The sequence below is a fragment of the Cellulomonas phragmiteti genome (assembly GCF_016862775.1).
Taxonomy (GTDB): Bacteria; Actinomycetota; Actinomycetes; order Actinomycetales; family Cellulomonadaceae; genus Cellulomonas; species Cellulomonas phragmiteti.
Map to the genome: position 1 here is coordinate 385,893 of NZ_BONP01000001.1, position 24,091 is coordinate 409,983.

19 protein-coding genes and 1 riboswitch are annotated in these 24,091 nt (G+C 74.8%); of the genes, 16 read left to right on the top strand and 3 right to left on the bottom strand.

The features are described 5' to 3' along the window. The gene (locus Cph01nite_RS01780; RefSeq protein ID WP_203670676.1) at positions 1–4,977 is read left to right on the top strand and encodes an ExeM/NucH family extracellular endonuclease; all 4,977 of its coding nucleotides are present in this window, start codon (positions 1–3) and stop codon (positions 4,975–4,977) included. A gap of 65 nt (positions 4,978–5,042) precedes the next feature. On the opposite strand, the gene Cph01nite_RS01785 is transcribed toward Cph01nite_RS01780, so the two are convergent. Continuing rightward, the gene (locus Cph01nite_RS01785) at positions 5,043–6,353 is read right to left on the bottom strand and encodes a TrpB-like pyridoxal phosphate-dependent enzyme (RefSeq protein ID WP_203670617.1); all 1,311 of its coding nucleotides are present in this window, start codon (positions 6,351–6,353) and stop codon (positions 5,043–5,045) included. Positions 6,354–6,507: 154 nt separating this feature from the next. After that, positions 6,508–6,606: riboswitch (TPP riboswitch) on the top strand. Between Cph01nite_RS01785 and thiM the strand changes: the two genes are divergently transcribed. The 4 genes from thiM to Cph01nite_RS01805 all read left to right on the top strand — a co-directional run bounded on the left by thiM (position 6,598) and on the right by Cph01nite_RS01805 (position 10,328). Continuing rightward, positions 6,598–7,434, top strand: a complete 837-nt coding sequence (gene thiM, locus Cph01nite_RS01790) for a hydroxyethylthiazole kinase (protein ID WP_203670618.1) — start codon at positions 6,598–6,600, stop codon at positions 7,432–7,434. (Overlaps the previous riboswitch by 9 nt.) Further along, on the top strand, positions 7,431–8,108 hold the full coding sequence (locus Cph01nite_RS01795) for a thiamine phosphate synthase (RefSeq protein WP_203670619.1): 678 nt from the start codon (positions 7,431–7,433) through the stop codon (positions 8,106–8,108). Before thiM ends, Cph01nite_RS01795 begins: the two co-directional genes overlap by 4 nt. Then, complete coding sequence (locus Cph01nite_RS01800; RefSeq protein WP_239068963.1) at positions 8,105–9,598, top strand: bifunctional hydroxymethylpyrimidine kinase/phosphomethylpyrimidine kinase; 1,494 nt, start codon at positions 8,105–8,107, stop codon at positions 9,596–9,598. The genes Cph01nite_RS01795 and Cph01nite_RS01800 overlap by 4 nt, the downstream gene beginning before the upstream one ends. A 55-nt stretch (positions 9,599–9,653) precedes the next feature. After that, entirely contained in the window at positions 9,654–10,328 is a 675-nt protein-coding gene (locus Cph01nite_RS01805; protein ID WP_203670620.1) for an HAD family hydrolase, read from the top strand. A gap of 22 nt (positions 10,329–10,350) precedes the next feature. Here Cph01nite_RS01805 and Cph01nite_RS01810 read toward each other — a convergent pair whose 3' ends face one another. Continuing rightward, entirely contained in the window at positions 10,351–11,103 is a 753-nt protein-coding gene (locus Cph01nite_RS01810; protein WP_203670621.1) for a DsbA family oxidoreductase, read from the bottom strand. Then, positions 11,100–12,083, bottom strand: coding sequence for a quinone oxidoreductase family protein (locus tag Cph01nite_RS01815; protein WP_203670622.1), 984 nt, complete (start codon positions 12,081–12,083; stop codon positions 11,100–11,102). Before Cph01nite_RS01815 ends, Cph01nite_RS01810 begins: the two co-directional genes overlap by 4 nt. Positions 12,084–12,166: 83 nt before the next feature. Here Cph01nite_RS01815 and argC point away from each other — a divergent pair, with 83 nt between their 5' ends. The 11 genes from argC to tyrS all read left to right on the top strand — a co-directional run bounded on the left by argC (position 12,167) and on the right by tyrS (position 23,803). After that, positions 12,167–13,231 (top strand): N-acetyl-gamma-glutamyl-phosphate reductase, encoded by a 1,065-nt coding sequence (gene argC / locus Cph01nite_RS01820; RefSeq protein ID WP_203670623.1) that lies wholly within the window; start codon positions 12,167–12,169, stop codon positions 13,229–13,231. Then, on the top strand, positions 13,228–14,454 hold the full coding sequence (gene argJ, locus Cph01nite_RS01825) for a bifunctional glutamate N-acetyltransferase/amino-acid acetyltransferase ArgJ (protein ID WP_203670624.1): 1,227 nt from the start codon (positions 13,228–13,230) through the stop codon (positions 14,452–14,454). Before argC ends, argJ begins: the two co-directional genes overlap by 4 nt. Continuing rightward, a complete protein-coding gene (gene argB, locus Cph01nite_RS01830; protein ID WP_203670625.1) occupies positions 14,451–15,482 on the top strand; it encodes an acetylglutamate kinase in 1,032 nt (343 codons plus the stop codon). Before argJ ends, argB begins: the two co-directional genes overlap by 4 nt. Further along, positions 15,479–16,807: an acetylornithine transaminase gene (locus tag Cph01nite_RS01835; RefSeq protein ID WP_203670626.1), complete on the top strand. Its 1,329-nt coding sequence runs from the start codon at positions 15,479–15,481 to the stop codon at positions 16,805–16,807. The genes argB and Cph01nite_RS01835 overlap by 4 nt, the downstream gene beginning before the upstream one ends. Further along, entirely contained in the window at positions 16,804–17,736 is a 933-nt protein-coding gene (argF, locus tag Cph01nite_RS01840) for an ornithine carbamoyltransferase (protein ID WP_203670627.1), read from the top strand. The genes Cph01nite_RS01835 and argF overlap by 4 nt, the downstream gene beginning before the upstream one ends. Beyond that, entirely contained in the window at positions 17,733–18,239 is a 507-nt protein-coding gene (locus Cph01nite_RS01845; RefSeq protein ID WP_203670628.1) for an arginine repressor, read from the top strand. Before argF ends, Cph01nite_RS01845 begins: the two co-directional genes overlap by 4 nt. A gap of 72 nt (positions 18,240–18,311) precedes the next feature. Further along, entirely contained in the window at positions 18,312–19,550 is a 1,239-nt protein-coding gene (locus Cph01nite_RS01850) for an argininosuccinate synthase (RefSeq protein WP_203670629.1), read from the top strand. Then, positions 19,547–20,962 (top strand): argininosuccinate lyase, encoded by a 1,416-nt coding sequence (argH, locus tag Cph01nite_RS01855; RefSeq protein ID WP_203670630.1) that lies wholly within the window; start codon positions 19,547–19,549, stop codon positions 20,960–20,962. The genes Cph01nite_RS01850 and argH overlap by 4 nt, the downstream gene beginning before the upstream one ends. Before the next feature lie 4 nt (positions 20,963–20,966). Continuing rightward, positions 20,967–21,677 carry a nucleoside/nucleotide kinase family protein gene (locus Cph01nite_RS01860; protein ID WP_308439411.1) on the top strand — a complete coding sequence of 237 codons (711 nt, stop codon included), beginning with the start codon at positions 20,967–20,969 and terminating at the stop codon, positions 21,675–21,677. A 7-nt stretch (positions 21,678–21,684) separates the two neighbouring features. After that, positions 21,685–22,413, top strand: a complete 729-nt coding sequence (locus Cph01nite_RS01865; protein WP_203670631.1) for a DNA-3-methyladenine glycosylase — start codon at positions 21,685–21,687, stop codon at positions 22,411–22,413. Between the two features lie 112 nt (positions 22,414–22,525). Further along, complete coding sequence (tyrS, locus tag Cph01nite_RS01870; RefSeq protein ID WP_203670632.1) at positions 22,526–23,803, top strand: tyrosine--tRNA ligase; 1,278 nt, start codon at positions 22,526–22,528, stop codon at positions 23,801–23,803. Positions 23,804–24,091: the final 288 nt, after the last annotated feature.

The window sequence follows — 24,091 nt, forward strand, 5'->3', positions numbered from 1 at the left end:
GTGCACGCACGACGACGAACGGCCACCGGAGCGCTCACCGCGCTCGCCCTGCTCCTCACCGGTGGCGTCGCCACCGCCGGGGCGGCGCACGGCGCGGTCTCCACGGACGCACCGCTGCTGGTCAACGAGGTGTACGGCGGGGGAGGCAACTCCGGGGCGCCGTTCGACCGGGACTTCGTCGAGCTGCACAACCCCGGCGACGCCCCCGTGGACCTCGCCGGGTACTCGCTGCAGTACGCGTCGGTGGCGGGCGCGTCGTGGCAGGTCACGCCGCTGTCCGGCAGCGTGCCGGCGGGCTCGACCTTCGTCGTCGGGCAGGCGTACGGCAGCAACACCGCGGCGGCCGACGTCCCCGTCGACCTCGAGGGCACCGGGGTGCCGATGAGCGCGACCAACGGCAAGGTCGCGCTCGTCGCGGGCGTCACGGCCCTGACCTGCAGCGTCGGGTGCGCCGACGTCGACGTCGTCGTCGACCTGGTCGGGTGGGGGCCGACGGCCTCGTCGTTCGCGGGCTCGGGTCCCGCGCCGGCCACGACCAACGCCACCTCCGTCGCGCGCGACGCGGCCCACACGCACACGGCCGACAACGCCGCCGACTTCACCGTCGGCGCACCGACGCCGACACCGGCCGGGACCGACCCGCAGGAGCCGGGCGACCCGCAGGCCGTGACCATCGCCGAGATCCAGGGCACGGGCGCGGCCTCCCCCCTCGTCGGGGCGACGGTCACGACGTCGGGCGTCGTCACGGCGGCGTACCCCACCGGTGGGTACAACGGCTACGTCCTGCAGACGCCGGGCTCCGGCGGCGGTGACGTCGCCGCGCGCACGGGTTCCGACGCCGTCTTCGTCTACTCCCCGGCCACGGTCGGCCAGGTCACCGTCGGTCAGCACCTGCGCGTCACCGGCGAGGTCGCCGAGTTCAACGGGCTGACGCAGGTCGTGGTCGCGGCGGGCAGCGTCGAGGTCCTGCCCGCGGCGGACGCCCCGACCCCGGTCGCCGCGCCCTGGCCCGCCGACGCGGCGGCGCGCGAGACGCTCGAGTCGATGCTCTTCGAGCCGACGGGCGAGCTGACGGTCACGAACACCTACAGCACCAACCAGTACGGCGAGGTGGGGCTCGCGACCGGCACGACGCCGCTGCTGCAGCCCACGGAGGTCGGGCGACCGGGCTCGGCCGAGGCGGCGGCGGTCGTCGCGGACAACGCCGCCCGCGGCGTCGTCCTGGACGACGGCGCGTCGACCAACTTCCTCGGTGCCGGCAACGGCGGGCTGACGCCGCCGTACGTGTCGCTCGAGAACCCCGTGCGCGTGGGTGCGGCCGTGCAGTTCGTCGAGCCCGTGGTGGTCGACTACCGCAACAACGCGTGGAAGCTGAGCCCGACGGCCCCCGTGGTCGCCGGAGGGCCGGCACCGGTGACCTTCGAGGACGACCGCACCGCCGCCCCCGAGCCTGTCGGTGGCGACCTGTCCATCGCGTCGTTCAACGTCCTCAACTACTTCACGACGCTGGGTGACGCGACACCGTCGTGCGTCGCCTACCGCGATCCCTCCGGCGAGCCGGTGACGGTCCGCGAGGGCTGCGACCAGCGCGGCGCGTGGGACGCGGCCGACCTGGAGCGGCAGCAGACCAAGATCGTCGCGGCCATCGCGGCGCTGGACGCCGACGTGGTCGGTCTGATGGAGATCGAGAACTCGGCGCGGGTCGACGGTGTCGCCGACGAGGCGGTCGCAACGCTGGTCGAGGCCCTCAACGAGGCCGCGGGCGCCGAGACGTGGGCGTTCGTGCCGTCGTCCGCGGAGCTGCCGCCGGCCGCGCAGCAGGACGTCATCACCAACGCGATCATCTACCGTCCGGAGGCCGTGACCCCGGCAGGGGCGTCGCGTGCGCTGGGTGACCAGAGCGGGAGCGGCCAGGCGTTCGTGAACGCCCGCGAGCCGATCGGCCAGGTGTTCACCCCCACCGACGGCGGCGAGCCGTTCCTCGTGGTCGTCAACCACTTCAAGTCGAAGGGCTCGGCCGGTCCGTGGCCCGGGGACGCCGACGCGGGCGACGGGCAGGGCGCGTCGAACGAGTCCCGCGTGCGCCAGGCGACGGCGCTGCGCGACTGGGTGCCCGGCATCCAGGGTGACGCCGAGGCCGTCGCGCTGCTCGGCGACTTCAACTCCTACACGCGGGAGGACCCGCTGCAGGTGCTGTACGACGCGGGCTACGTCAACGCGGTCGCGGCGCTCGCGCCGGGGCAGCACAGCTACTCGTTCAGCGGCCTGTCCGGCTCGCTCGACCACGTCCTGCTCAACGAGGCCGCCTCGGCGCGTGCCACCGGTGCGGACGTGTGGGAGATCAACGCGCCCGAGTCGATCGCGCTGGAGTACAGCCGGTACGGCTACCACGGCACGACGTTCTGGGCGCCCGACCCGTACCGCTCGTCGGACCACGACCCGGTCGTCGTCGGGATGCGCGCGGGCGACGCGAACGACGGGCCCGTCGACCTCACGTTCCTCAACATCAACGACTTCCACGGCCGCATCGACGGCAACACGGTGAAGTTCGCGGGCACGGTCGAGCAGCAGCGTGCGGCCGCCGACGGGCCCGTCGCGTTCCTGTCGGCCGGCGACAACATCGGGGCGTCGGTCTTCGCGTCGGCCGTGCAGGGCGACCAGCCGACGATCGACGTGCTCAACGCGCTCGACCTGGCGGCCACGGCCGTCGGCAACCACGAGTTCGACGGGGGGTACGACGACCTGGTCGACCGCGTGATCGCCGGAGGCGAGAACGCCCGGTTCCCGCACCTCGGCGCCAACGTGTACCTGGCGGGCACCTCGACGCCGGCGCTCGACGAGTACGCGCTCCTCGACATGGGCGGGGTGACGGTCGGCGTCATCGGCGCGGTCACGCAGGAGACACCGTCGCTCGTCACGCCCGGTGGCATCGCGGCGCTCGACTTCGGCGACCCCGTCGAGGCGGTCAACCGCGTCGCGGCGCAGCTCACCGACGGCGACCCGTCCAACGGCGAGGCCGACGTGATCGTCGCCGAGTACCACGAGGGCGCGGGGGCGGGGACGCCCGACGGCGCCACCCTGGAGGAGGAGATCGCCGCGGGCGGCGCGTTCGCGGACATCGCCACCGGGACGGCCGACGTCGTGGACGTGATCTTCACGGGCCACACGCACAAGCAGTACGCGTGGTTCGGGCCGGTGGGTGACGGTGACGCGACGCGTCCGATCGTCCAGACGGGCTCGTACGGGGAGTTCCTCGGCAAGGTCGTCCTGACGTATGACCCGGCGACCGACGAGGTCCTCGCGGCGACCGCTCAGAACGTCGCCCGCACGACGGTGCCGGACGCCGAGCTGGTCGCGACGTACCCGCGCGTGGCCGAGGTGAGCGCGATCGTGTCGGCGGCGCTCGCGTACGCCGACGAGGTCGGGTCGCAGCCGGTCGGGTCGGTCACCGCCGACGTGACGACCGCGTTCAGCGGCGGGTCGTACGTCGACGGCGTCTACGTCGGATCGGCCCCGGGCACCACGACGGGGCGCGACGACCGCAGCCGTGAGTCGACCCTCGGGTCGCTCGTGGCCGACGCCCTGGTCGACACGCTGTCGGCCCCGGAGCGTGGTGGGGCGCAGATCGGCGTGGTGAACCCCGGAGGGATGCGCGCCGAGCTGCTGTACGCACCGGACGGGACGATCACGTACGCCGAGGCCAACGCCGTGCTGCCGTTCGTCAACAACCTCTGGACGACGACGCTCACCGGCGCCCAGGTGGTCACGATGCTCGAGCAGCAGTGGCAGACCAACGCGGACGGCACGATCCCGAGCCGGCCGTACCTGCAGCTCGGGCTCTCCGACAACGTGGCGTACACCTACGACGTGTCGCGTGAGCTCGGTGACCGGATCACCTCGGTCACGGTCGACGGCGAGCCCATCGACCTCGACGCGCCGTACCGCATCGGCACGTTCTCGTTCCTCGCCCAGGGCGGTGACAACTTCCGGGTCTTCACGCAGGGCACGGGGACGGCCGACTCGGGCCTCATCGACCGGGACGCGTGGATCGCGTACCTGCAGGCGAACCCCGGGATCTCGCCGGACTTCGCCGAGCGGGCGGTCGCGGTGCCGGCACTGACCGACCCCGTCGCACCGGGCTCCGAGCTGACCTTCACGGTCGGCGGGATCAACCTCACGAGCCTGGGTGCTCCGTCGAACACCGAGGTCGAGGTGCGCCTCGGCGACACCGTCCTCGGCACCTTCCCGCTGGTGCGGGGCGACGGCCCGGACGCGTCGGCGCAGGTCACGGTCACGGTGCCCGAGGGGCTCGCGGCCGGTGGTCACACCCTGACCGTCGTGGCGGCGCCCAGCGGGACCACCGCGAGCGTGCCGTTCACGGTCGACGCGGGTCTGGCCACGTCGGCCACGTCCCTCTCGGCGTCGCCGGCCACGCAGGTGTTCGGCACGCGCGGGACCCGGGTGCGCCTCACGGCGGTCGTGACCTCGCAGGGTCCGGTCACGGGGCCGGTGCAGTTCGTCGCCGGCGAGGACGTGCTCGGCACGTCGACGCTGCGCGACGGGCGTGCCGTCCTGACCCTGCCGGCCGACACCCCGGCGGGCACCTACGACGTCGTGGCCCGGTACGCCGGGACCGCCGCGGTCGCCGGGTCGCAGTCGGCACCGGTGAACGTCACGGTCACGCGGGCGGCGAGCAGCACCTCGCTGAGCGTCGTCCAGTCCCCGTTGCCGCGGCTCGTCCCCTCGGTGTGGGTCGCGACCGTCGGGCTCGAGACGGCCCGTCTGCCGCAGGGACGCGTCGAGCTGCGCGAGGGTGACCGCGTCGTCGCGCGGGCGGACGTCGTGCTGGGGATCGCGATCGGCACGGTGCCGCGCACGATCGGGGCCGGGACGCACCGCCTCACGGCCGTGTTCGTCCCGGACGACGCGGCGAACGTCGCGGGCAGCGCGAGCCGCACGGTCTCCGTGCGCGGCTGACGCACCACGACGGGCCCGGCCGGATCGCTCCGGCCGGGCCCGTCGTCGTCGGTGGCCCGGGAGGGTCAGACGTAGTCGTGGTACGCCGGCAGGTCCAGCACGCCGTTGCCCGACAGCCCGATGAGGATCGTCTCGTCGGTCGTCGCCGCGCGGGCGTGCGCCAGCGCGCCGGCCACCGCGTGCGTGGACTCCGGCGCGGGGATGATGCCCTCGGCGCGCGCGAACTCGACGCCGGCCGCGAACGCGTCCTCCTGCTCGACCGCGACGGCCTCCATCAGGCCCAGCGCGTACGCGTGCGACACCATCGGCGCCATGCCGTGGTACCGCAGCCCGCCGGCGTGGATCGGCGGGGGGACGAAGTCCTGCCCGAGCGTGTGCATCTTCAGCAGGGGCGTCAGCCCGGCCACGTCACCGAAGTCGTACCGGTACTCGCCCTGCGTCATCGACGGGCACGCCGCCGGCTCGCACGCCACGACGCGGGTCGTGGCGCCGTCCCGCAGGTTGCGTCCGAGGAACGGGAAGCTCAGGCCGGCGAGGTTGGACCCGCCGCCCGCGCACCCGAAGACCACGTCGGCCGTCTCACCCAGCTCGTCGAGCTGCGCGAGCGCCTCCTGCCCGATGACGCTCTGGTGCAGCAGCACGTGGTTGAGCACCGAGCCCAGCGCGTAGTGCGCCTGCGGGTCCTGCGCCGCGACCTCGACGGCCTCGCTGATCGCCATGCCGAGCGACCCCGTGGTCGTGGGGTCGGCCGCGAGCATCGCGCGCCCGGCGGCCGTGAGGTCCGACGGCGACGGGTGGCACGTCGCGCCGTACGTCTCCATCTGCATGCGCCGGTACGGCTTGGCGTCGTAGGACGCCCGCACCTGCCACACCTCGCACCCCAGGCCCAGCAGGGAGCACGCCATGGACAGGGACGCGCCCCACTGCCCGGCGCCCGTCTCGGTCGTGAGCCGGGTGGTGCCCTCGATCGCGTTGTAGTACGCCTGCGCGACGGCCGTGTTCGGCTTGTGCGACCCCGCGGGGGAGCCGCCCTCGTACTTGTAGTAGATCTTCGCGGGCGTTCCCAGCGCCCGCTCCAGGCGCCGGGCGCGCAGCAGCGGCGCGGGCCGCCACAGGGCGTAGATCTCCCGGACGGTCTGCGGGATCTCCACCCACCGCTCGGTCGACACCTCCTGCGCGATCAGCGCCATGGGGAACAGCGGCGCCAGGTCGTCGGGCGTCAGCGGCTCGCGCGTCCCCGGGTGCAGCGCGGGTGGGCAGGGCTCCGGCAGGTCCGCCGCGAGGTTGTACCAGTGCGTCGGCACGGCGGACGGCACGACGGTGCCGACCGGGTCGGTCAGCGGGGAGCGGGGTGTCGTGTCGGGGGAGGTGGTCATGTCGCCTCGCAGGTTCGGGCGCGTGGGCGCGCGGGATCGGTGCCGGACCGCCTGCGTAGGTCCCGCCGTCGACGACCCGCCACGGGAGCCTATCCGCGGCCCCCGCCGGGTCCCGGCGCCGTTGGTCCCAGGACGGCCCGACGGTCTAGGGTCGGACCGAGACACGGGGTGCCCTGTACCGAGCAGGGCTGAGATCACACCCGTCGAACCTGATCTCGTTCGTACGAGCGAAGGGATGTCCCTGATGACGTCTGCCGTCCTGCCACCGCACGACCTCGCCGCCGCGTGCGGCGCGGCGCTCGACGACCTGCGGGCGCGCACGCCTCTGGTGCAGTGCCTGACCAACGAGGTGACGACCAACCTCGTCGCCAACGCGCTGCTCGCGATCGGCGCGTCGCCCGCGATGGCGAGCGTCCCCGGGGAGGCCGAGGAGCTCGCCGGCGCGGCGGGCGCCGTCCTCGTCAACCTGGGGACGCCCGGTCCGGACCAGCGGTCGTGCGTCGGACCGACCGTCGCGGCCGCAGCCGGCGCCGGGGTGCCGTGGGTCCTCGACCCCGTCGCTGTCGGTGCGCTGTCGGTGCGCACGCGCATCGCCCGGCACCTGCTGACCGAGCGACCGGCGGTCGTGCGCGGCAACGCCAGCGAGGTCCGCGCGCTCGCGGGCTTCGCCTCCGCGGGCCGTGGTGTCGACGCGCTCGACGGTGTCGACGCGGCCGTGCCGGCGGCCGAGGCCCTCGCATGGCTGACCGGTGGCGTGGTCGCCGTGTCCGGACCGGTCGACCTTGTGACGGACGGCACCACGGCCGTGCGCCTCGCGGTCGGTGACAGGCTGCTCACGGTCGTCACGGGCGCGGGCTGCGCGCTGGGCGGCCTCGTCGCGGCGTTCACCGCGGTCACGGCTCCGTTCACGGCGGCCGTGGCGGCCTCGACCGCTCTCGGCCTGGCCGCGGAGCGCGCGGCACCGCACGCCCGCGGGCCGGCGTCGTTCCAGGTGGCGCTCCTCGACGAGCTGTACCTCCTGACGGGCGACGACCTGGCCGCGCGCGTCGCCTCGGCGCAGCGGGTCGAGGTGCCGGCATGAGCGCGCCCGCGCTGCCGTCCGGCGTCTACCTCGTGCTCGACGCCGACGTGTGCCGGCACGCCGGCCACCGTCCCGCGGACGTCGCCGGCGCGGCGGTGCGCGCCGGCGTCGGCACCGTCCAGGTGCGGGCCAAGCACGCCACCGCGCGTGACCTCGTCGCGCTGACGGTCGCCGTGGCCGACGCGCTGCGCCTCGTGGGGCCTGCGGTCCTGGTCGTCGACGACCGTGTCGACGTCGTGCTCGCGGCCCGGGCGCGGGGTGCGCACGTCGACGGCGTGCACGTGGGGCAGCGCGACCTGGAGGTGGCCGACGCCCGTGCGCTGCTCGGTGCCGGGTCCCTCGTCGGTGCGTCGGCCGCCGCGCCGGAGCACGTGCGTGCCGCGTCGGGCGCCGACTACCTCGGCAGCGGTCCCGTGCGGCTGACGGCGACCAAGCCGGAGGCGGGCCCGGCGATCGGGGTGGACGGCGCGGCGGCGGCGGTCCGGGCGGCCGCCGGCCGGCCCGTCGTCGCGATCGGCGGGCTCGACGCCGCGGACGCTCCGGCGCTGCGCGCCGGCGGCGTGCACGCGATGGCCGTGGTCGGCGCGGTGTGCGCCGCACCCGACCCCGGGGGTGCGGCGGCGCGCCTCGTCGCGGCGTGGGACCTCGCCGGCGTCGCGGCGGTGACGCGGTGAACGCCGCCGGCAGCCGGGTGCGGGTGCTGTCCGTCGCCGGCACCGACCCGACGGGCGGCGCGGGCGTCCAGGCCGACCTGAAGTCGTTCGCCGCGCACGGTGCCTACGGCATGGCCGTGGTCACGGCGCTCGTCGCGCAGAACACCCACGGCGTGCGGGCCGTGCACGTGCCGGACGTCGAGTTCCTGCGCGCCCAGCTCGAGGCCGTCAGCGACGACGTCACGGTCGACGCGGTCAAGATCGGCATGCTCGGCACGCGAACCGTCGCCGACGAGGTCGCGGCCTGGCTGACGCGGACGCGACCGCCCGTCGTGGTGCTGGACCCCGTCATGGTCGCGACGAGCGGGGACCGCCTGCTCGACGCCGACGCCGAGGACGCGGTGCGCCGGCTCGTCCGGCACGCGGACCTGGTGACGCCGAACCTCCCGGAGCTGGGCGTCCTGCTCGGTGAGCCGACGGCCACCACGTGGGCGCAGGCGCTGGCGCAGGCGCGCCGGCTCGCCACGGCGTCGCAGGTCACGGTGCTGCTCAAGGGCGGCCACCTGGCCGGCGACGCGAGCCCGGACGCGGTCGTCGACGCCACCACCGTGACCGAGCTCGACGCGGTCCGCGTGAGCACGACGAGCACGCACGGCACGGGGTGCTCGCTCTCGGCGGCGGTCGCCGCGCTGCGCCCGCGGCGCCCCGACTGGGTGACGGCGGTCCGCGAGGCCAAGGAGTGGCTGACCGGCGCGATCGCGGCCGGGGAGGCGCTCGCCGTCGGGTCGGGCCGCGGGCCCGTCGACCACCTCCACCACGCCCCGACGCTGGGAGCACGCCCGTTCTCGGCCGACGCCTGGGGCCGCGTCGTCGACCTGCGGGCCGCGTGCGACGACCTCCCGTTCGTCCGGGGCCTGGCCGACGGGACGCTGCCCGTCGAGGAGTTCGAGCAGTACCTCCACCAGGACGCCCTGTACCTCGCGCAGTACTCGCGCGTCCTCGCGCGGGCCAGCCAGCTGGCACCCGACGCCGCCGCGCAGGTCTTCTTCGCGCGGGGCGCGGCGCGCTGCCTCGAGGTGGAGTCCCTCCTGCACGCGGACCGGCTGGCCCGAGCGGGGACCCGCTGGTCCGGTCCCGCGAGCCCGGCGACGACCGCGTACGTCGACCACCTCCTCGCGGTGGCCGCGACGGGCTCCTACGCCGAGGTCGTCGCCGCCGTGCTGCCGTGCTACTGGCTGTACGCCGACATCGGTGCGCGCATCCTCGCCCGCGCCGGTGACCTGGCCGCGCACCCCTACGGGGACTGGGTCGGCACGTACGGCGACCCGGAGTTCGCGGCTGCCGCAGCCCGGGCGTGCGAGCTCGCGGACGTCGCCGCCCGGGACGTGGGCGGCGCGGGACGCGCCCGCATGCTCGCGGCGTTCGTCACGTCGTGCGCGCACGAGGTCGCGTTCTTCGACCAGGTCCGGGTGCGGCCGCTCGCCACGCCCGTCGCCGTCCCGACGGGGTGACGCCCCACCGGCACGGGGTGACGCCGGTGCTGCGGTCCGTGGCAGGGTGGCCGTCGTGGACACCCGGTCGCCCCGTGCCGCGCCCCCCGGGCCGAGCCCGTCGCCCCGGTCGTGGCGCGACGTGCGCGCCGTCGTGTTCGACGTGGGGGAGACCCTGGTCGACGAGACGCGGCAGTGGACGCAGGTCGCGCACGAGGTCGGCGTCACGCCGCTCGTCCTCATGGCGATGCTCGGTGTGGTGACCGAGCGTGCCGAGCCGCACCACCACGTCTGGCAGGCGCTCGGCACGGACCCGCCCCGGACGCCCGTGGACATCCTCCCGGAGGACCTGTACCCCGACGCGCTGCCGACTCTCGACGCCCTGCGGGCGGCGGGCTACGTCGTCGCCGTGGCCGGCAACCAGCCGGCACGGGCCGAGCACCAGCTGCGCGCCGCCGGCGTCGAGGTCGACCTGATGGCGACGTCCGCACGCTGGGGGGTCGCCAAGCCGTCACCCGCGTTCTTCGCGCGCGTCGTCACGGACCTCGGCGTGCCGGCCCGCGACGTCCTGTACGTGGGGGACCGGATCGACAACGACGTCCTCCCGGCACGCGCAGCGGGCATGCGCACGGCGTTCGTGCGACGTGGCCCCTGGGGTCACGTGCACGCCCAGCGGCCCGACGCGGCGCTCGCGGACGTCCGCGTCGACTCGCTGCGGGAGCTGACGGCGCTGCTGCTCGGCGTGCGCTGAGGCCACCGCGCCCGGCCGGTGGTCAGCAGGACTCGTCGCTGCAGGCGTCCGCGGCCGGCGCGGCGGTCAGCGGGTTCGCCTCGCGCCACCCGGCCTCGAGCAGCTGGGCGAACACCTCGGCAGGCTGGGCACCGGACACGGCGTACCTGCGGTCCACGACGAAGAACGGCACCCCCGTGACGCCGAGCGCCCGCGCGGTCGCGAGGTCCTCGCGCACGGCGTCGGCGGCCTCGTCACCGGCGAGCGCGGCGGCGACGCGGGTGTCGTCCCAGCCGTGCGCGGCGAACCCGGCCCGCGCGGCGAGGGTGACCAGCGCGCCGTCGGCACCCAGGTCGGCGCCCCGCTCGAAGTGCGCGGAGAACAGCGCCTCCATCGTCGTCTCGACGAGTGCGGGCCCGCCGGCCTCGCGGGCGAGGTGCAGCAGCCGGTGGGCGTCGAAGGTGTTGAACGCGAGGGTCCGCGCGAAGTCGTACTGCAGGCCGTCGCCGGCGGCCACCTCGGTGACGTGCGCGAACATCTGCTCGACGCGGTCGCGCGGCAGGCCCTTCATGGCGACGAGGGCGTCGACCTCGGGCCGCCCCGGACCGGTCGGGGTGTCGGGCGAGAGCTGGTACGAGCGCCACACGACGTCGACGTGGTCGCGGTGGACGAAGTCGCGCAGTGCGGCGGCAAACCGACGCTTGCCGATGTAGCACCAGGGGCACGCGACATCGGACCAGACCTCGACGGTGACGGTGCGTGGCGGGGCGGCGAAGGTGGGGGTGTCGAGGCTCACGGGAGCAGCAGGACCTTTCCGGTGGTGGTGCGCCCCTCGAGGGCGCGGTGGGCGTCGGCGGCGTCGGCCAGGGGGAACGTCGCACCGACGTGGACGTCGAGGGTGCCCGCGGTCACGGCGCCGAACAGCTCGCCCGCGCGCCAGGTGAGCTCGTCGCGCGTCGCCACGTGGTCGGCGAGCGTGGGTCGGGTGACGTACAGGGAGCCGGCGGCGTTGAGGCGCTGCAGGTCGACCGGCGGCACCTGCCCGGACGACCCGCCGAACAGCACGAGCGTCCCGCGGCGCGCCAGCGACGCGAGGGACGCGTCGAACGTGTCCTTGCCGACGCCGTCGTACACGACGTCCACGCCGCGGCCGTCCGTCAGGTCGCGGACCAGCGCAGGCAGCTCGGACGTCAGGTCGCCGAGTTCCCGGTAGCGCACGACGTCGCTCGCGCCGGCCGCCCGCGCGAGGCGCTCCTTCGCGGGGGATCCGACCGTGGCGATGACGCGTGCGCCCCGTGACACCGCGAGCTGGGTGAGCAGCAGCCCGACGCCGCCGGCGCCGGCGTGCAGCAGGACGTCGTGGCCCGCGGCGAGCGGGAACGTCGAGGCGACGAGGTAGTGCGCGGTCAGGCCCTGCAGGGGCAGCGCGGCGGCGGTGCCGTCCTCGACGCCGGACGGCACGGGCAGGACCGCCGACCCGGGGACCGCGACGAGCTCGGCGTACGAGCCCGCCGCCGACGCCCACGCCACCCGGTCGCCGGGGGCGACCAGCGTCACGTCGTCGCCGACGGCGACCACCTCGCCCGCGCCCTCGGACCCCACGACGTGCGGGAACGGCATACGGTAGACCCCGCCGCGACGGTAGGTGTCGATGAAGTTGACGCCGGCCGCCGCGACGCGCACGAGCACCTCGTCGGGTGCCGGCACGGGGTCGGGCACGTCGGTGACCCGGAGGACCTCGGGCCCGCCGGCACGGGTCGCGATCACGGCACGCACGCCTCCCGCAACCGTGCAGCGGGGTGGGCGTGTTCCCGCGAGAACGTTGGTATTTGTCTGCACCCGAATGTATGTTCATGCACATGACATTCACGGTGGCCGTGGCCGGCGCCAGCGGGTACGCCGGCGGGGAGATCCTGCGACTGCTGCTCGACCACCCGCAGGCCCGCATCGGGACGCTCACGGCGCACTCGAGCGCCGGGACGGCCCTGGGGGTGCACCACCCCCACCTGCGGGACCTGGCGGAGCGCGTGCTGGAGCCGACGACGGCGCAGGCGCTCGCGGGCCACGACGTCGTCGTGCTCGCCCTCCCGCACGGGGCCAGCGGCCGGGTCGCCGCCGAGCTCGAGGCGCTGGGGGAGGACCCCGTCGTCCTCGACCTCGGTGCCGACCACCGGCTCGTCGACGCGGCGGACTGGGAGGCCTACTACGGCAGCCCGCACGCCGGCACCTGGACGTACGGCCTGCCCGAGCTCGTGGTGGCCGAGACGCTCACCCGCCAGCGCGACCGGCTCGCCGGGGCCCGGCGGATCGCTGTGCCGGGGTGCAACGTCACGGCCGTCACCCTCGGGCTGCAGCCCGGCGTCGCGGCCGGGCTGCTCGACACCACCGACCTCGTGGCCGTGCTCGCCGTCGGCTACTCGGGCGCCGGCAAGGCGCTCAAGCCCCACCTGCTCGCGTCCGAGGCGGTCGGCTCGGCGGTGCCCTACGCCGTCGGCGGGACGCACCGGCACGTCCCGGAGATGGCGCAGAACCTGCGCAGCGCGGGCGCCGAGGAGGTGCGCACGTCCTTCACCCCGGTGCTGGTCCCGATGTCCCGGGGGATCCTCGCGACCGCGACGGCTCGCCTCGCCCCCGGCGTCACCCTCGACGAGGACGCCCTGCGCGAGGTGTGGCGCTCCGCGTACGCCGACGAGCCGTTCGTGCACGTCCTGCCCCCCGGGCAGTGGCCGACGAGCGCCTCGACGGCCGGCGCGAACACCGCGCTCGTCCAGGTCGCGTACGACGCGCGCGCCGGGCGGGTCGTGACCGTCACCGCCATCGACAACCTCGTCAAGGGCACCGCCGGCGGTGCCGTCCAGTCCCTCAACCTCGCGCTCGGGCTGCCGGAGACGCTCGGCCTGCCGCGGAACGGAGTCGCCCCGTGACCGACCACCTCGGACCTGCGCTCGCGGGGACGTCGCCCGGCACGTCGCCCGGTGTCACGGCCGCCGCGGGCTTCCGCGCGTCGGGCGTCACCGCCGGCCTCAAGGCGTCGGGCACGGCCGACCTGGCCCTCGTCGTCAACGACGGGCCGCTGCACGTCGGTGCGGCCGTGTTCACCACCAACAGGGTCGTCGGGGCGCCGGTGATCTGGTCGCGGCAGGTCGTCGCCGACGGCGTCGTGGCGGCCGTCGTCCTCAACTCGGGCGGCGCGAACGTCGGCACGGGTCCGCGCGGGTTCGCCGACGCCCACGCGACGGCGGAGAAGGTCGCCGCTGCGCTGGGCGTGTCCCCCGGGGACGTGGTCGTGTGCTCGACCGGGCTCATCGGCGTCCCGCTGGCCAGCGAGAAGCTGTTCGCGGGCATCGACCCCCTGGTCGCCGCCCTCGCTGACGGCGCCGGGCCGGACGCCGCGGCCGCGATCATGACGACGGACAGCGTCGCGAAGACCGCGCACGTGCGGGTCGAGACGCCCGACGGGTCGTTCGTCGTCGGCGGGATGGCCAAGGGCGCCGGCATGCTGGCGCCCGCCATGGCCACGATGCTGTCGGTCCTGACGACGGACGCCGTCGTGGACGCCACGACCGCGGACTCCGCGCTGCGGGCGGCGACGGGTGCCACGTTCGACCGCGTCGACTCCGACGGCTGCATGTCGACGTCCGACACGGTCACGCTGCTCGCCTCGGGGGCGAGCGGCGTGGCGCCCGCCACGGACGTGTTCGCCGACGCGGTGCTCCGGGTGTGCGCGTCGCTGGCGCGCCAGCTCGTCGCCGACGCGGAGGGTGCGTCGCACGACGTCGCGGTGCACGTGCGCGGAGCCACCACCGACGCGGCGGCCGTGGCCGTGGCGCGCGCGGTGACGCGGTCGAACCTGTTCAAGGCCGCGATGTTCGGCAACGACCCGAACTGGGGGCGCATCATCGCGCAGGTCGGGACCGTCCCGGAGGAGGTCGCGCCGTTCGACCCGACCCTGCTGGACGTCGCGATCAACGGCGTGCAGATCTGCCGGCAGGGTGGCGCGCACGAGGACCCGGCGACGCTGGACCTCGCGGCGGCCCGCGAGATCCACGTCGAGATCGAGCTGCACGCGGGGGACGCGTCCGCGACCGTGTGGACCAACGACCTCACCCACGACTACGTCCACGAGAACAGCGCGTACTCCACATGAGCGGAAGCGACGTGACCCCCACCGACGTGAGCACCACCGACGTCCCCGACGACTTCGTCTTCGACACCCGTACCGACCTGCGGGCCGACCAGAAGGCCGAGGTGCTCGTCGAGGCGCTGCCCTGGCTGCAGCAGTTCGCCGGTGCGCTGGTCGTCGTCAAGTACGGCGGCAACGCGATGATCGACGAGACGCTCAAGCGGGCGTTCGCCCAGGACATGGTGTTCCTGCGGCAGGTGGGCCTGCGGCCGGTCGTGGTCCACGGCGGCGGGCCGCAGATCAACGCGATGCTCGACCGCCTCGACATCGCCAGCGAGTTCCGCGGCGGCCTGCGGGTGACGACGCCCGAGGCGATGGACGTCGTGCGGATGGTGCTGACCGGGCAGGTGTCCCGCGAGCTCGTCGGGCTCCTCAACGCGCACGCGCCGCACGCCGTGGGGCTCTCGGGCGAGGACGCGGGCCTGTTCCAGGCGCGCCGCCGCACCGCGGTCGTGGACGGCCAGGAGGTCGACGTGGGACTCGTCGGCGACGTCGTCCAGGTCAACCCCGGAGCGGTGCTCGACCTCCTGGACGCCGGTCGGATCCCCGTCGTGTCGACGGTCGCGCCCGACATCGACGACCCCACCCAGGTGCTCAACGTCAACGCGGACACCGCGGCGGCGGCGCTCGCCGTGGCGCTCGGCGCGCGCAAGCTCATCGTCCTCACCGACGTCGAGGGCCTGTACACCGACTGGCCCGACCGGACGTCGCTCGTCCGTCGGATCCGGGCGTCGGCGCTGGCGGAGCTGCTGCCGCGCCTCGACGCGGGGATGCGCCCCAAGATGGAGGCCTGCTGGCGGGCCGTCGAGGGCGGGGTGCCGCGCGCGCACGTCATCGACGGGCGAGCGACGCACTCGATCCTCGTCGAGGTGTTCACCTCCGAGGGCGTCGGCACGATGGTGCTGCCCGACGCGGACCCCGACGGGCACCCGTCGACCGTGCCGGTGCGCGCCGTGCGCCTGGCCACCGAGGACCAGGAGGCGACCCCGTGACGTCGACCCCGGACGCGGCCGTGCCCGCGCCGAGCCCCGGCCCCGGGCGCCACCGCGCGGCGGGCACCGAGGAGGCCCTGCCCCTGCCGGTCGGCGCCGGCTCGGTCGCCCAGTGGACCGACCGCTACACGCACGCCGTGATGGACACCTTCGGGCCTCCGCAGCGCGTCCTGGTCCGTGGCGAGGGCCCGTACGTCTGGGACGCCGACGGCAACCGCTACCTCGACCTCCTCGGCGGCATCGCGGTGAACTCCCTGGGCCACGCCCACCCGACGCTCACGGCGGCGGTGAGCGCGCAGCTCGGGACGCTCGGTCACATCTCGAACTTCTTCGCGAGCCCGGCGCAGGTGGCGCTGGCCGAGCGGCTGCTGCAGCTCGCGCAGGCGCCCGAGGGGTCGCGCGTGTTCCTCACCAGCTCCGGGACCGAGGCCAACGAGGCGGCCCTCAAGCTCACGCGCCGCCACTCCGCGGGCGCGCGTCCGCGCGTCCTCGCGCTCGAGGGTGCGTTCCACGGCCGGTCGATGGGTGCCCTGTCGCTCACGCACAAGCAGGCGTACCGCGAGCCGTTCGAGCCGCTGCCGCCGGGTGTGGAGTTCCTGCCGTTCGGTGACACGGACGCGCTGCGGGCCGCCTTCGCCGACCGTGGGGACGAGGTCGCCGCGCTGTTCGTGGAGCCGATCCAGGGCGAGGCGGGCGTGCGACCCCTGCCGCCCGGGTACCTGGCACTGGCACGCGAGCTGACGACCGCGCACGGTGCGCTGCTCGTGCTCGACGAGGTGCAGACGGGCATGGGCCGCACGGGTCGGTGGTTCGCCCACCAGCACCCGCACGTGGGCGGCGGCGTCCGGCCCGACGTGGTGACCGTGGCCAAGGGGCTCGGCGGCGGCTTCCCGGTCGGCGGCGTCATCGCGTACGGGGCCGACGTGGCCGCACTGCTGGGACGCGGGCAGCACGGGACGACGTTCGGGGGCAACCCCGTGGCGTCGGCGGCGGCGCTCGCGACGATCGGCGTCATCGAGCGCGACGACCTGCTCGCGCACGTGACGGCGCTGGGGGAGCGGCTGCGCGAGCGCCTGCGCTCGACCGGCAACCCGCTGGTCCGGACGGTGCGCGGCGAGGGGCTGCTCATCGCCGTCGAGCTGGCGCGGCCGGTCGCGGCCCGGGTGGCCGCCGACGCGCTCGCGGCCGGGATCGTCGTGAACCCCTGCACGCCGACCGCCCTGCGCCTGGCGCCCCCGTTCGTGCTGACCGACGAGCAGGTGCAGCCGTTCGTCGACCTGGTGGCCGGTCTGCCGGCCGACCTCGCCCCCGAGGAGACCCGATGACCCGCCACTTCCTGCGCGACGACGACCTCAGTCCCCGGGAGCAGGCGGGCGTCCTCGAGCTCGCGCTGGCGTTCCGTGACGACCGGTTCATCCGCACGCCGCTCGCCGGCCCCCGCGCCATCGCGGTGATCTTCGACAAGCCGACGTTGCGGACGCAGGTCAGCTTCCTCACGGGGATCGCCGAGCTCGGAGGCTTCCCGCTGCCGGTCGAGGGGTCCCTCGCCCGTATCGGCGTGCGCGAGTCGATCGCGGACACCGCGCGCGTCCTCGGCCGGCAGGTCGCGGCGATCGTGTGGCGCACGCACGCGCAGGGGCGCATCGAGGAGATGGCCGCGGTGGCCGGTGTGCCGGTCGTCAACGCCCTCACCGACGAGTTCCACCCCTGCCAGGTGCTGGCGGACCTGACGACCGTCGCACAGCACCGCGGGGGTGTCGGCTCGCTGCCGGGCACGTCCCTCGCCTACGTCGGCGACGGCGCGAACAACATGGCGCACTCCTACCTGCTGGGGGGCGCGACGGCCGGGCTCCACGTGCGCGTCGGCACGCCGCAGGACGCCCTGCCCGACCCGGCGGTGGTGGCACGCGCCGCCGAGATCGCCGCGGGGACGGGGGGCTCGGTGACCGTCGTCCACGACCTCGCGCAGGCGGTCGCCGGCGCGGACGTCGTCGCGACCGACACGTGGACGTCGATGGGGCGCGAGGACGAGGCGGACGTCCGGCAGCAGCGTTTCGAGGCGTTCCGGCTCGACTCCGCGGCCCTGGCCCTGGCGGCCCCGGACGCGCTGGTGCTGCACTGCCTGCCCGCCTACCGCGGTAAGGAGATCACCGCCGAGGTGCTCGACGGGCCGCAGTCGGTGGTGTGGGACGAGGCCGAGAACCGGCTGCACGCGCAGAAGGCCCTCCTGACCTTCCTCCTGGAGCGGGCATGAGCTCGTCGACGGTCGCCGCGACGAAGGCGGCGCGGCACGCCCTGATCGTGAGCCTGCTGCAGCGCGGCACGGTGCACTCCCAGGGCGAGCTCGCGGCGCTGCTCGCGCAGGAGGGCGTCACGGTCACCCAGGCCACGCTGAGCCGGGACCTCGTCGAGCTGCGGGCGGTGCGCATCCGGACGGCGGCGGGCGCGCTGGCCTACGCGGTCCCGGCCGAGGGCGGCGACCGCACGCCCACGACGTCGGACAGCGAGCAGCTCGCTGCGCGTCTCGCGCGGCTGTGCGCCGAGCTGCTGGTCACGGCCGAGGCGTCGGGCAACCTCGTCGTCCTGCGCACGCCGCCCGGCGCCGCCCAGTTCCTCGCGTCGGCGATCGACCACTCGGTGCTGCCGACCGTCCTGGGCACGATCGCCGGGGACGACACCGTGCTGGTCATCTCGCGCGAGCCGGGCGGCGGGGAGGCGCTCGCCGCACGGTTCCTCGGGCTCGCGAGCGAGGGCTGAGACGGGATATGCATAGGTCCGCGTGAGCATGTATGTTCATGCACGCTGACCTCGAGAAGGAGAGAACCTGACATGACCGAACGCGTCGTCCTCGCGTACTCCGGTGGCCTGGACACCTCGGTGGGCATCGGCTGGATCGCGGAGGCCACCGGTGCCGAGGTGATCGCCGTGGCCGTCGACGTCGGCCAGGGCGGCGAGGACCTCGAGGTCATCCGCCGCCGTGCGCTCGACTGCGGTGCCGTGGAGGCGTACGTCGCCGACGCACGCGACGAGTTCGCGACGGAGTACTGCATGCCGGCGCTCAAGGCCAACGGCCTGTACCTCGACCGGTACCCGCTGGTCTCGGCGCTGTCGCGCCCGGTCATCGTCAAGCACCTCGTGCGCGCCGCCCGGCAGTTCGGCGCCACGACCGTCGCCCACGGCTGCACCGGCAAGGGCAACGACCAGGTGCGCTTCGAGGTCGGCATCACGTCGCTCGCGCCCGACCTCAAGTGCCTCGCCCCGGTGCGCGACCTCGCGCTGACGCGTGACAAGGCCATCGAGTACGCCGAGAAGCACCAGCTCCCCATCGCGACCACGAAGCACAACCCGTTCTCCATCGACCAGAACGTGTGGGGTCGCGCTGTCGAGACCGGGTTCCTCGAGGACATCTGGAACGGTCCCACCAAGGACGTCTACACCTACACCGACGACCCGACGTTCCCGCCGGTCGCCGACGAGGTCGTCATCCGGTTCGAGCAGGGCGTGCCCGTCGCGCTCGACGAGGTCCCGGTGACCCCGCTGCAGGCCATCCAGGAGCTCAACCGCCGGGCCGGCGCCCAGGGCGTCGGGCGGATCGACATCGTCGAGGACCGCCTGGTCGGCATCAAGTCGCGCGAGGTCTACGAGGCACCGGGCGCGATCGCGCTCATCGCCGCGCACCAGGAGCTCGAGAACGTCACGGTCGAGCGTGAGCAGGCCCGCTTCAAGCGGGGGGTCGAGCAGCGGTGGACCGAGCTGGTCTACGACGGCCAGTGGTTCTCCCCGCTGAAGAAGTCGCTCGACGTGTTCATCGAGGACACGCAGCGCTACGTCTCCGGCGAGGTGCGGGTCGTCCTGCACGGAGGCCGCGCGACGGTCACCGGACGGCGCTCGGACTCCAGCCTGTACGACTTCAACCTGGCCACCTACGACTCGGGCGACACGTTCGACCAGTCGGCGGCCCGCGGCTTCATCGAGATCTACGGCCTGAGCTCCAAGCTCGCCGCCGCGCGCGACGTCAAGTTCGGCAACGCGCCCGACCTGGGGACGCAGGGAGGCATCGACGCGTGACCGAGCAGCCCGGCCCGCTCGCGCTGTGGGGAGGACGCTTCGCGTCCGGACCCGCGGCGGCCCTCGCCGACCTGTCCCGGTCGACCCAGTTCGACTGGCGCCTCGCCGACGACGACATCACCGGATCGGTCGCGCACGCCCACGTGCTGCACGCCGCCGGTCTGCTGACCGACGCCGAGGTCTCCGGCATGGTCGACGCGCTCGAGCGGCTGCGCGCCGACGTCGCGTCGGGGGAGTTCGGGCCCCTGCCGGACGACGAGGACGTGCACACCGCGCTGGAGCGTGGCCTGATCGAGCGGGCCGGGACCGACCTGGGTGGCAAGCTGCGGGCCGGGCGCTCGCGCAACGACCAGATCGCGACGCTCGTGCGCATGTACCTGCGGCGGCAGTCCCGCGTCCTGTCGGGGCTCGTCCTCGACGTCGTCGACGCGCTGGTCGCGCAGGCGCAGGCGGCGGGGGACACGCCGATGCCCGGCCGGACCCACCTGCAGCACGCGCAGCCGGTGCTGCTCGCGCACCACCTCCTGGCGCACGCGTGGCCGCTGCTGCGCGACGTCGAGCGGTGGGCCGACTGGGACCGCCGCGCGGCGCGCTCGCCGTACGGCTCCGGCGCGCTCGCCGGGTCCTCTCTCGGGCTGGACCCGGCGGCCGTCGCCGCCGAGCTCGGCTTCGACGGCCCGGTCGAGAACTCGATCGACGGCACCGCCGCGCGCGACGTCGTCGCGGAGTTCGCGTTCGTCGCGGCGATGACCGCGGTCGACCTCTCGCGCCTCGCGGAGGACGTGATCCTGTGGGCCACCAAGGAGTTCGGGTTCGTGCGCCTGCACGACGCGTACTCCACCGGCTCGAGCATCATGCCGCAGAAGAAGAACCCCGACGTCGCCGAGCTCGCGCGGGGCAAGGCCGGGCGCCTCGTCGGGGACCTCACCGGCCTGCTGACGACGCTCAAGGGTCTGCCGCTGGCGTACAACCGTGACCTGCAGGAGGACAAGGAGCCGGTCTTCGACCAGGTCGACCAGCTCACGGTGCTGCTGCCCGCGTTCGCCGGCATGATCGCGACGCTCACGTTCGACACCGCGCGCATGGCGGCGCTCGCGCCGCAGGGGTTCTCGCTGGCGACCGACATCGCCGAGTGGCTGGTGCGCGAGGGCGTGCCGTTCCGTGTCGCGCACGAGGTCGCGGGCACCTGCGTGCGCACGTGCGAGGAGCGCGGCATCGAGCTGTGGGACCTGTCCGACGACGACCTGACCGCGATCAGCGCGCACCTCACGCCGGCCGTGCGCACGGTGCTGTCGGTCGAGGGCTCGCTCGCGTCGCGCGACGCGGTGGGGGGCACAGCACCGGTACGGGTCGCCGAGCAGCTCGTCGCGGCCCGTGACCGCAGCGCACGGCTGCGCGCCGAGCGCGCCTGACCCGGTGGCACGCCGGCCGGGGGACCGTGCCGTCCCGCCGGGTCGCCCGCCCGGCGACGAGGCGGTCCGACCCGTCGGCCCCCACCTGCGCGAGGTCGACGGCGCGCAGGTGGTGGTCGAACGCGTGCAGGAGGCGGCCCCCCGCCTCGGCCGCGTGCGGCTCGTCTGCCTCGACGGACCTGCCGGGTCCGGCAAGACGACGACCGCGGGCCGCGTCGCGGAGCTGCTGCGGCGGCGTGGCGTCGGCGTGGCCGTGGTCCACCTCGACGACCTCTACGACGGGTGGACCGGGCTGGAGGGCTCGCTGTGGCCGCGGCTGTCGGCCCAGGTGCTCGAGCCGCTGCGCCGGGGCCGGCCCGGACGCTTCCAGCGGTACGACTGGGACGTCGCCGCGTTCGGGTCGTGGGTCGACGTCCCGGTCGTGCCGGTGCTCGTCCTCGAGGGGTGCGGCTCGGCGCGCCGCGAGGCCGACGCGCTGAGCTCGCTGCAGGTCTGGGTCGAGGCGCCCGACGACGTCCGGCTCGCGCGCGGCCTGGCCCGCGACGGCGCCGGCGCCCGCGACCACTGGGCGCGGTGGATGACCGACGAGCGCGAGCACTTCGCACGCGAGGGGACGCGTGATCGCGCCCACCTGCGGCTCGACGAGCACGGTCACCTCCTCGCGGTGGCGTCGGCGGCGGACCGGGTGACCGGTCGACCGCCCGGTTTGGCATGATGGCCCGGTGCCTGCCTCGGACCTCCCGACGGGCCGGTCGGACGACGGCGTCGTCCCCGGCCTCGGCGCGGTGCCTGCACGCACCTGGTACGCCCGCTCCGCGCTCGCCGTCGCGCGCGACCTGCTGGGCGCGTTCGTCACCTCGCGCAGCGACGAGGGCGAGGTGACGGTCCGGCTGACCGAGGTCGAGGCCTACGGCGGCGGCGACGACCCCGGGTCCCACGCCTTCCGCGGACGCACAGGTCGCAACGCGGCGATGTTCGCCGAGCCCGGTCGTCTCTACGTCTACCGGCACCTCGGCCTGCACCACTGCGTCAACGTGGTGACGGAGCCGGCCGGGCGAGCGGCGGCCGTGCTGCTGCGCGCGGGCGAGGTCGTCGAGGGCGCGGACCTGGCCTGGGAGCGCCGGGCCCGCGCGGGTGCCGTCGACAGCGCGCGCCAGCTGGCGCGTGGTCCTGCGCGGCTCGCCGTCTGCCTGGGCCTGGACCTCGAGGCGAACGGCGCCGACCTCACGGAGCGCGACGGTCGCGTGGTCCTGCGCCGCCGGGACAGCCGGACGGTGCAGCCGCCGGTCGCCTCCGGCCCGCGCGTGGGCGTGTCCGGCGCGGGAGGCGACGGGTCGCTGCACCCGTGGCGCCTGTGGCTGACGCAGGAGCGGACGGTGTCCGCCTACCGGCCCGCGTATCGGTCGCCGACGTCGGCAGACGCCCCGCGCGGGGCGACGACGTCGGCCTGACCGAGGTCCCGCGCGTGACCTGCGTGGCCGCACGAGCACGCGTGCCGCACGACATCCACCCGCCGTGCCGTCCGGATCGCGGACGTGCCGGCACCCGAACCGGGAGACGCCCGTGACCGACATCCTCGACGAGCTCGCGTGGCGCGGGCTCCTCGCCCAGCACACCGACCTCGACGCCCTGCGTGCCGAGCTCGCCGCCGGTCCCGCGGCGCTGTACTGCGGCTTCGACCCCACGGCACCGAGCCTGCACATCGGCAACCTCGTCCAGATCCTCACGGTCCGCCGGCTGCAGGACGCCGGCCACCGGCCGTTCGCCCTGGTGGGTGGCGCGACGGGGTTGATCGGCGATCCCAAGATGACGGGTGAGCGCACCCTGAACTCGCCGCAGGTCGTCGCGGGGTGGGTCGAGCGGATCCGCGCGCAGATCGCGCCGCTCCTGCGGTTCGACGGGCCGAACGCCGCGACCATGGTGAACAACCTCGACTGGACGGCCGGGCTGTCGGCGATCGACTTCCTGCGCGACGTCGGCAAGCACTACCGGCTCGGCACGATGCTGGCGAAGGACACCGTCGCCCGACGGCTGCACAGCGAGCAGGGCATCAGCTTCACGGAGTTCAGCTACCAGATCCTGCAGGGCATGGACTACCTGGAGCTCTTCCGCCGCCACGGGGTGCGGCTGCAGACAGGTGGCAACGACCAGTGGGGCAACCTGCTGTCGGGTGTCGAGCTGGTCCGCAAGACCGAGGGTGTGGCCGTGCACGCCCTGACGACGCCGCTGATCACCAAGGCCGACGGCACCAAGTTCGGCAAGACGGAGTCGGGCACCGTGTGGCTGGACCCGGCCATGACCACGCCGTACGCGTTCTACCAGTTCTGGTTGAACGCCGACGACGCGGACGTCGTGGGGTACCTCAAGGTCTTCACCTTCCGGTCCCGTGAGGAGATCGCCGAGCTGGAGCGCGCGGTGGCGGAGCGTCCGGCCGCCCGGGAGGCACAGCGCGCGCTCGCCCACGACGTGACGTCGCTGGTCCACGGGACCGCAGCGGCGGACGCCGTCGTCGCCGCGAGCCAGGCCCTGTTCGGACGGGGATCGCTCGGCGACCTCGACGAGGCGACGCTCGCGGCGGCCGTGGCCGAGCTGCCGACGGCGCCGGGCCGGGTGGGGGACCTGCTGGTGGACCTCCTGGCGGCGACGGGTGTGGTCGCGAGCAAGGCCGCGGCGCGCAGGGCGGTCGCCGAGGGAGGGGCGTCGGTGAACAACGGCCGCATCGCGAGCGACGACGCAGCCCTGTCGCCGCAGGACCTCCTCCACGGGCGGTGGGCGGTGCTGCGTCGGGGCAAGAGGACCCTCGCCGTGGTCGACACCCGGGCGATGGCCGAGCCGGCGTGAGCGGGTGACCGGCGTCACCCGCTCCGGGATTTGACCGCCCGCAGGTGCTCGCGTAATGTTCTTCGAGCCCGCCCAGCAGGGAGGAACGGACACCGAGCACGGCTCGGTGGTCGGTCCCCGCGGAGCAGGGCACAACCCGGATGGTGAACCTCGGCGCTCAGCGCGTCGGGTACAGTCATGCGGCGGCGATCGGAAGGTCCCCGGCCACCACGGTGGTCAGGAGCCCGGAGAAAGCCTGCTAGATTAGAACCAGAACAAGCCTCCTGCGAAAAGCGGAAACGCCGACGA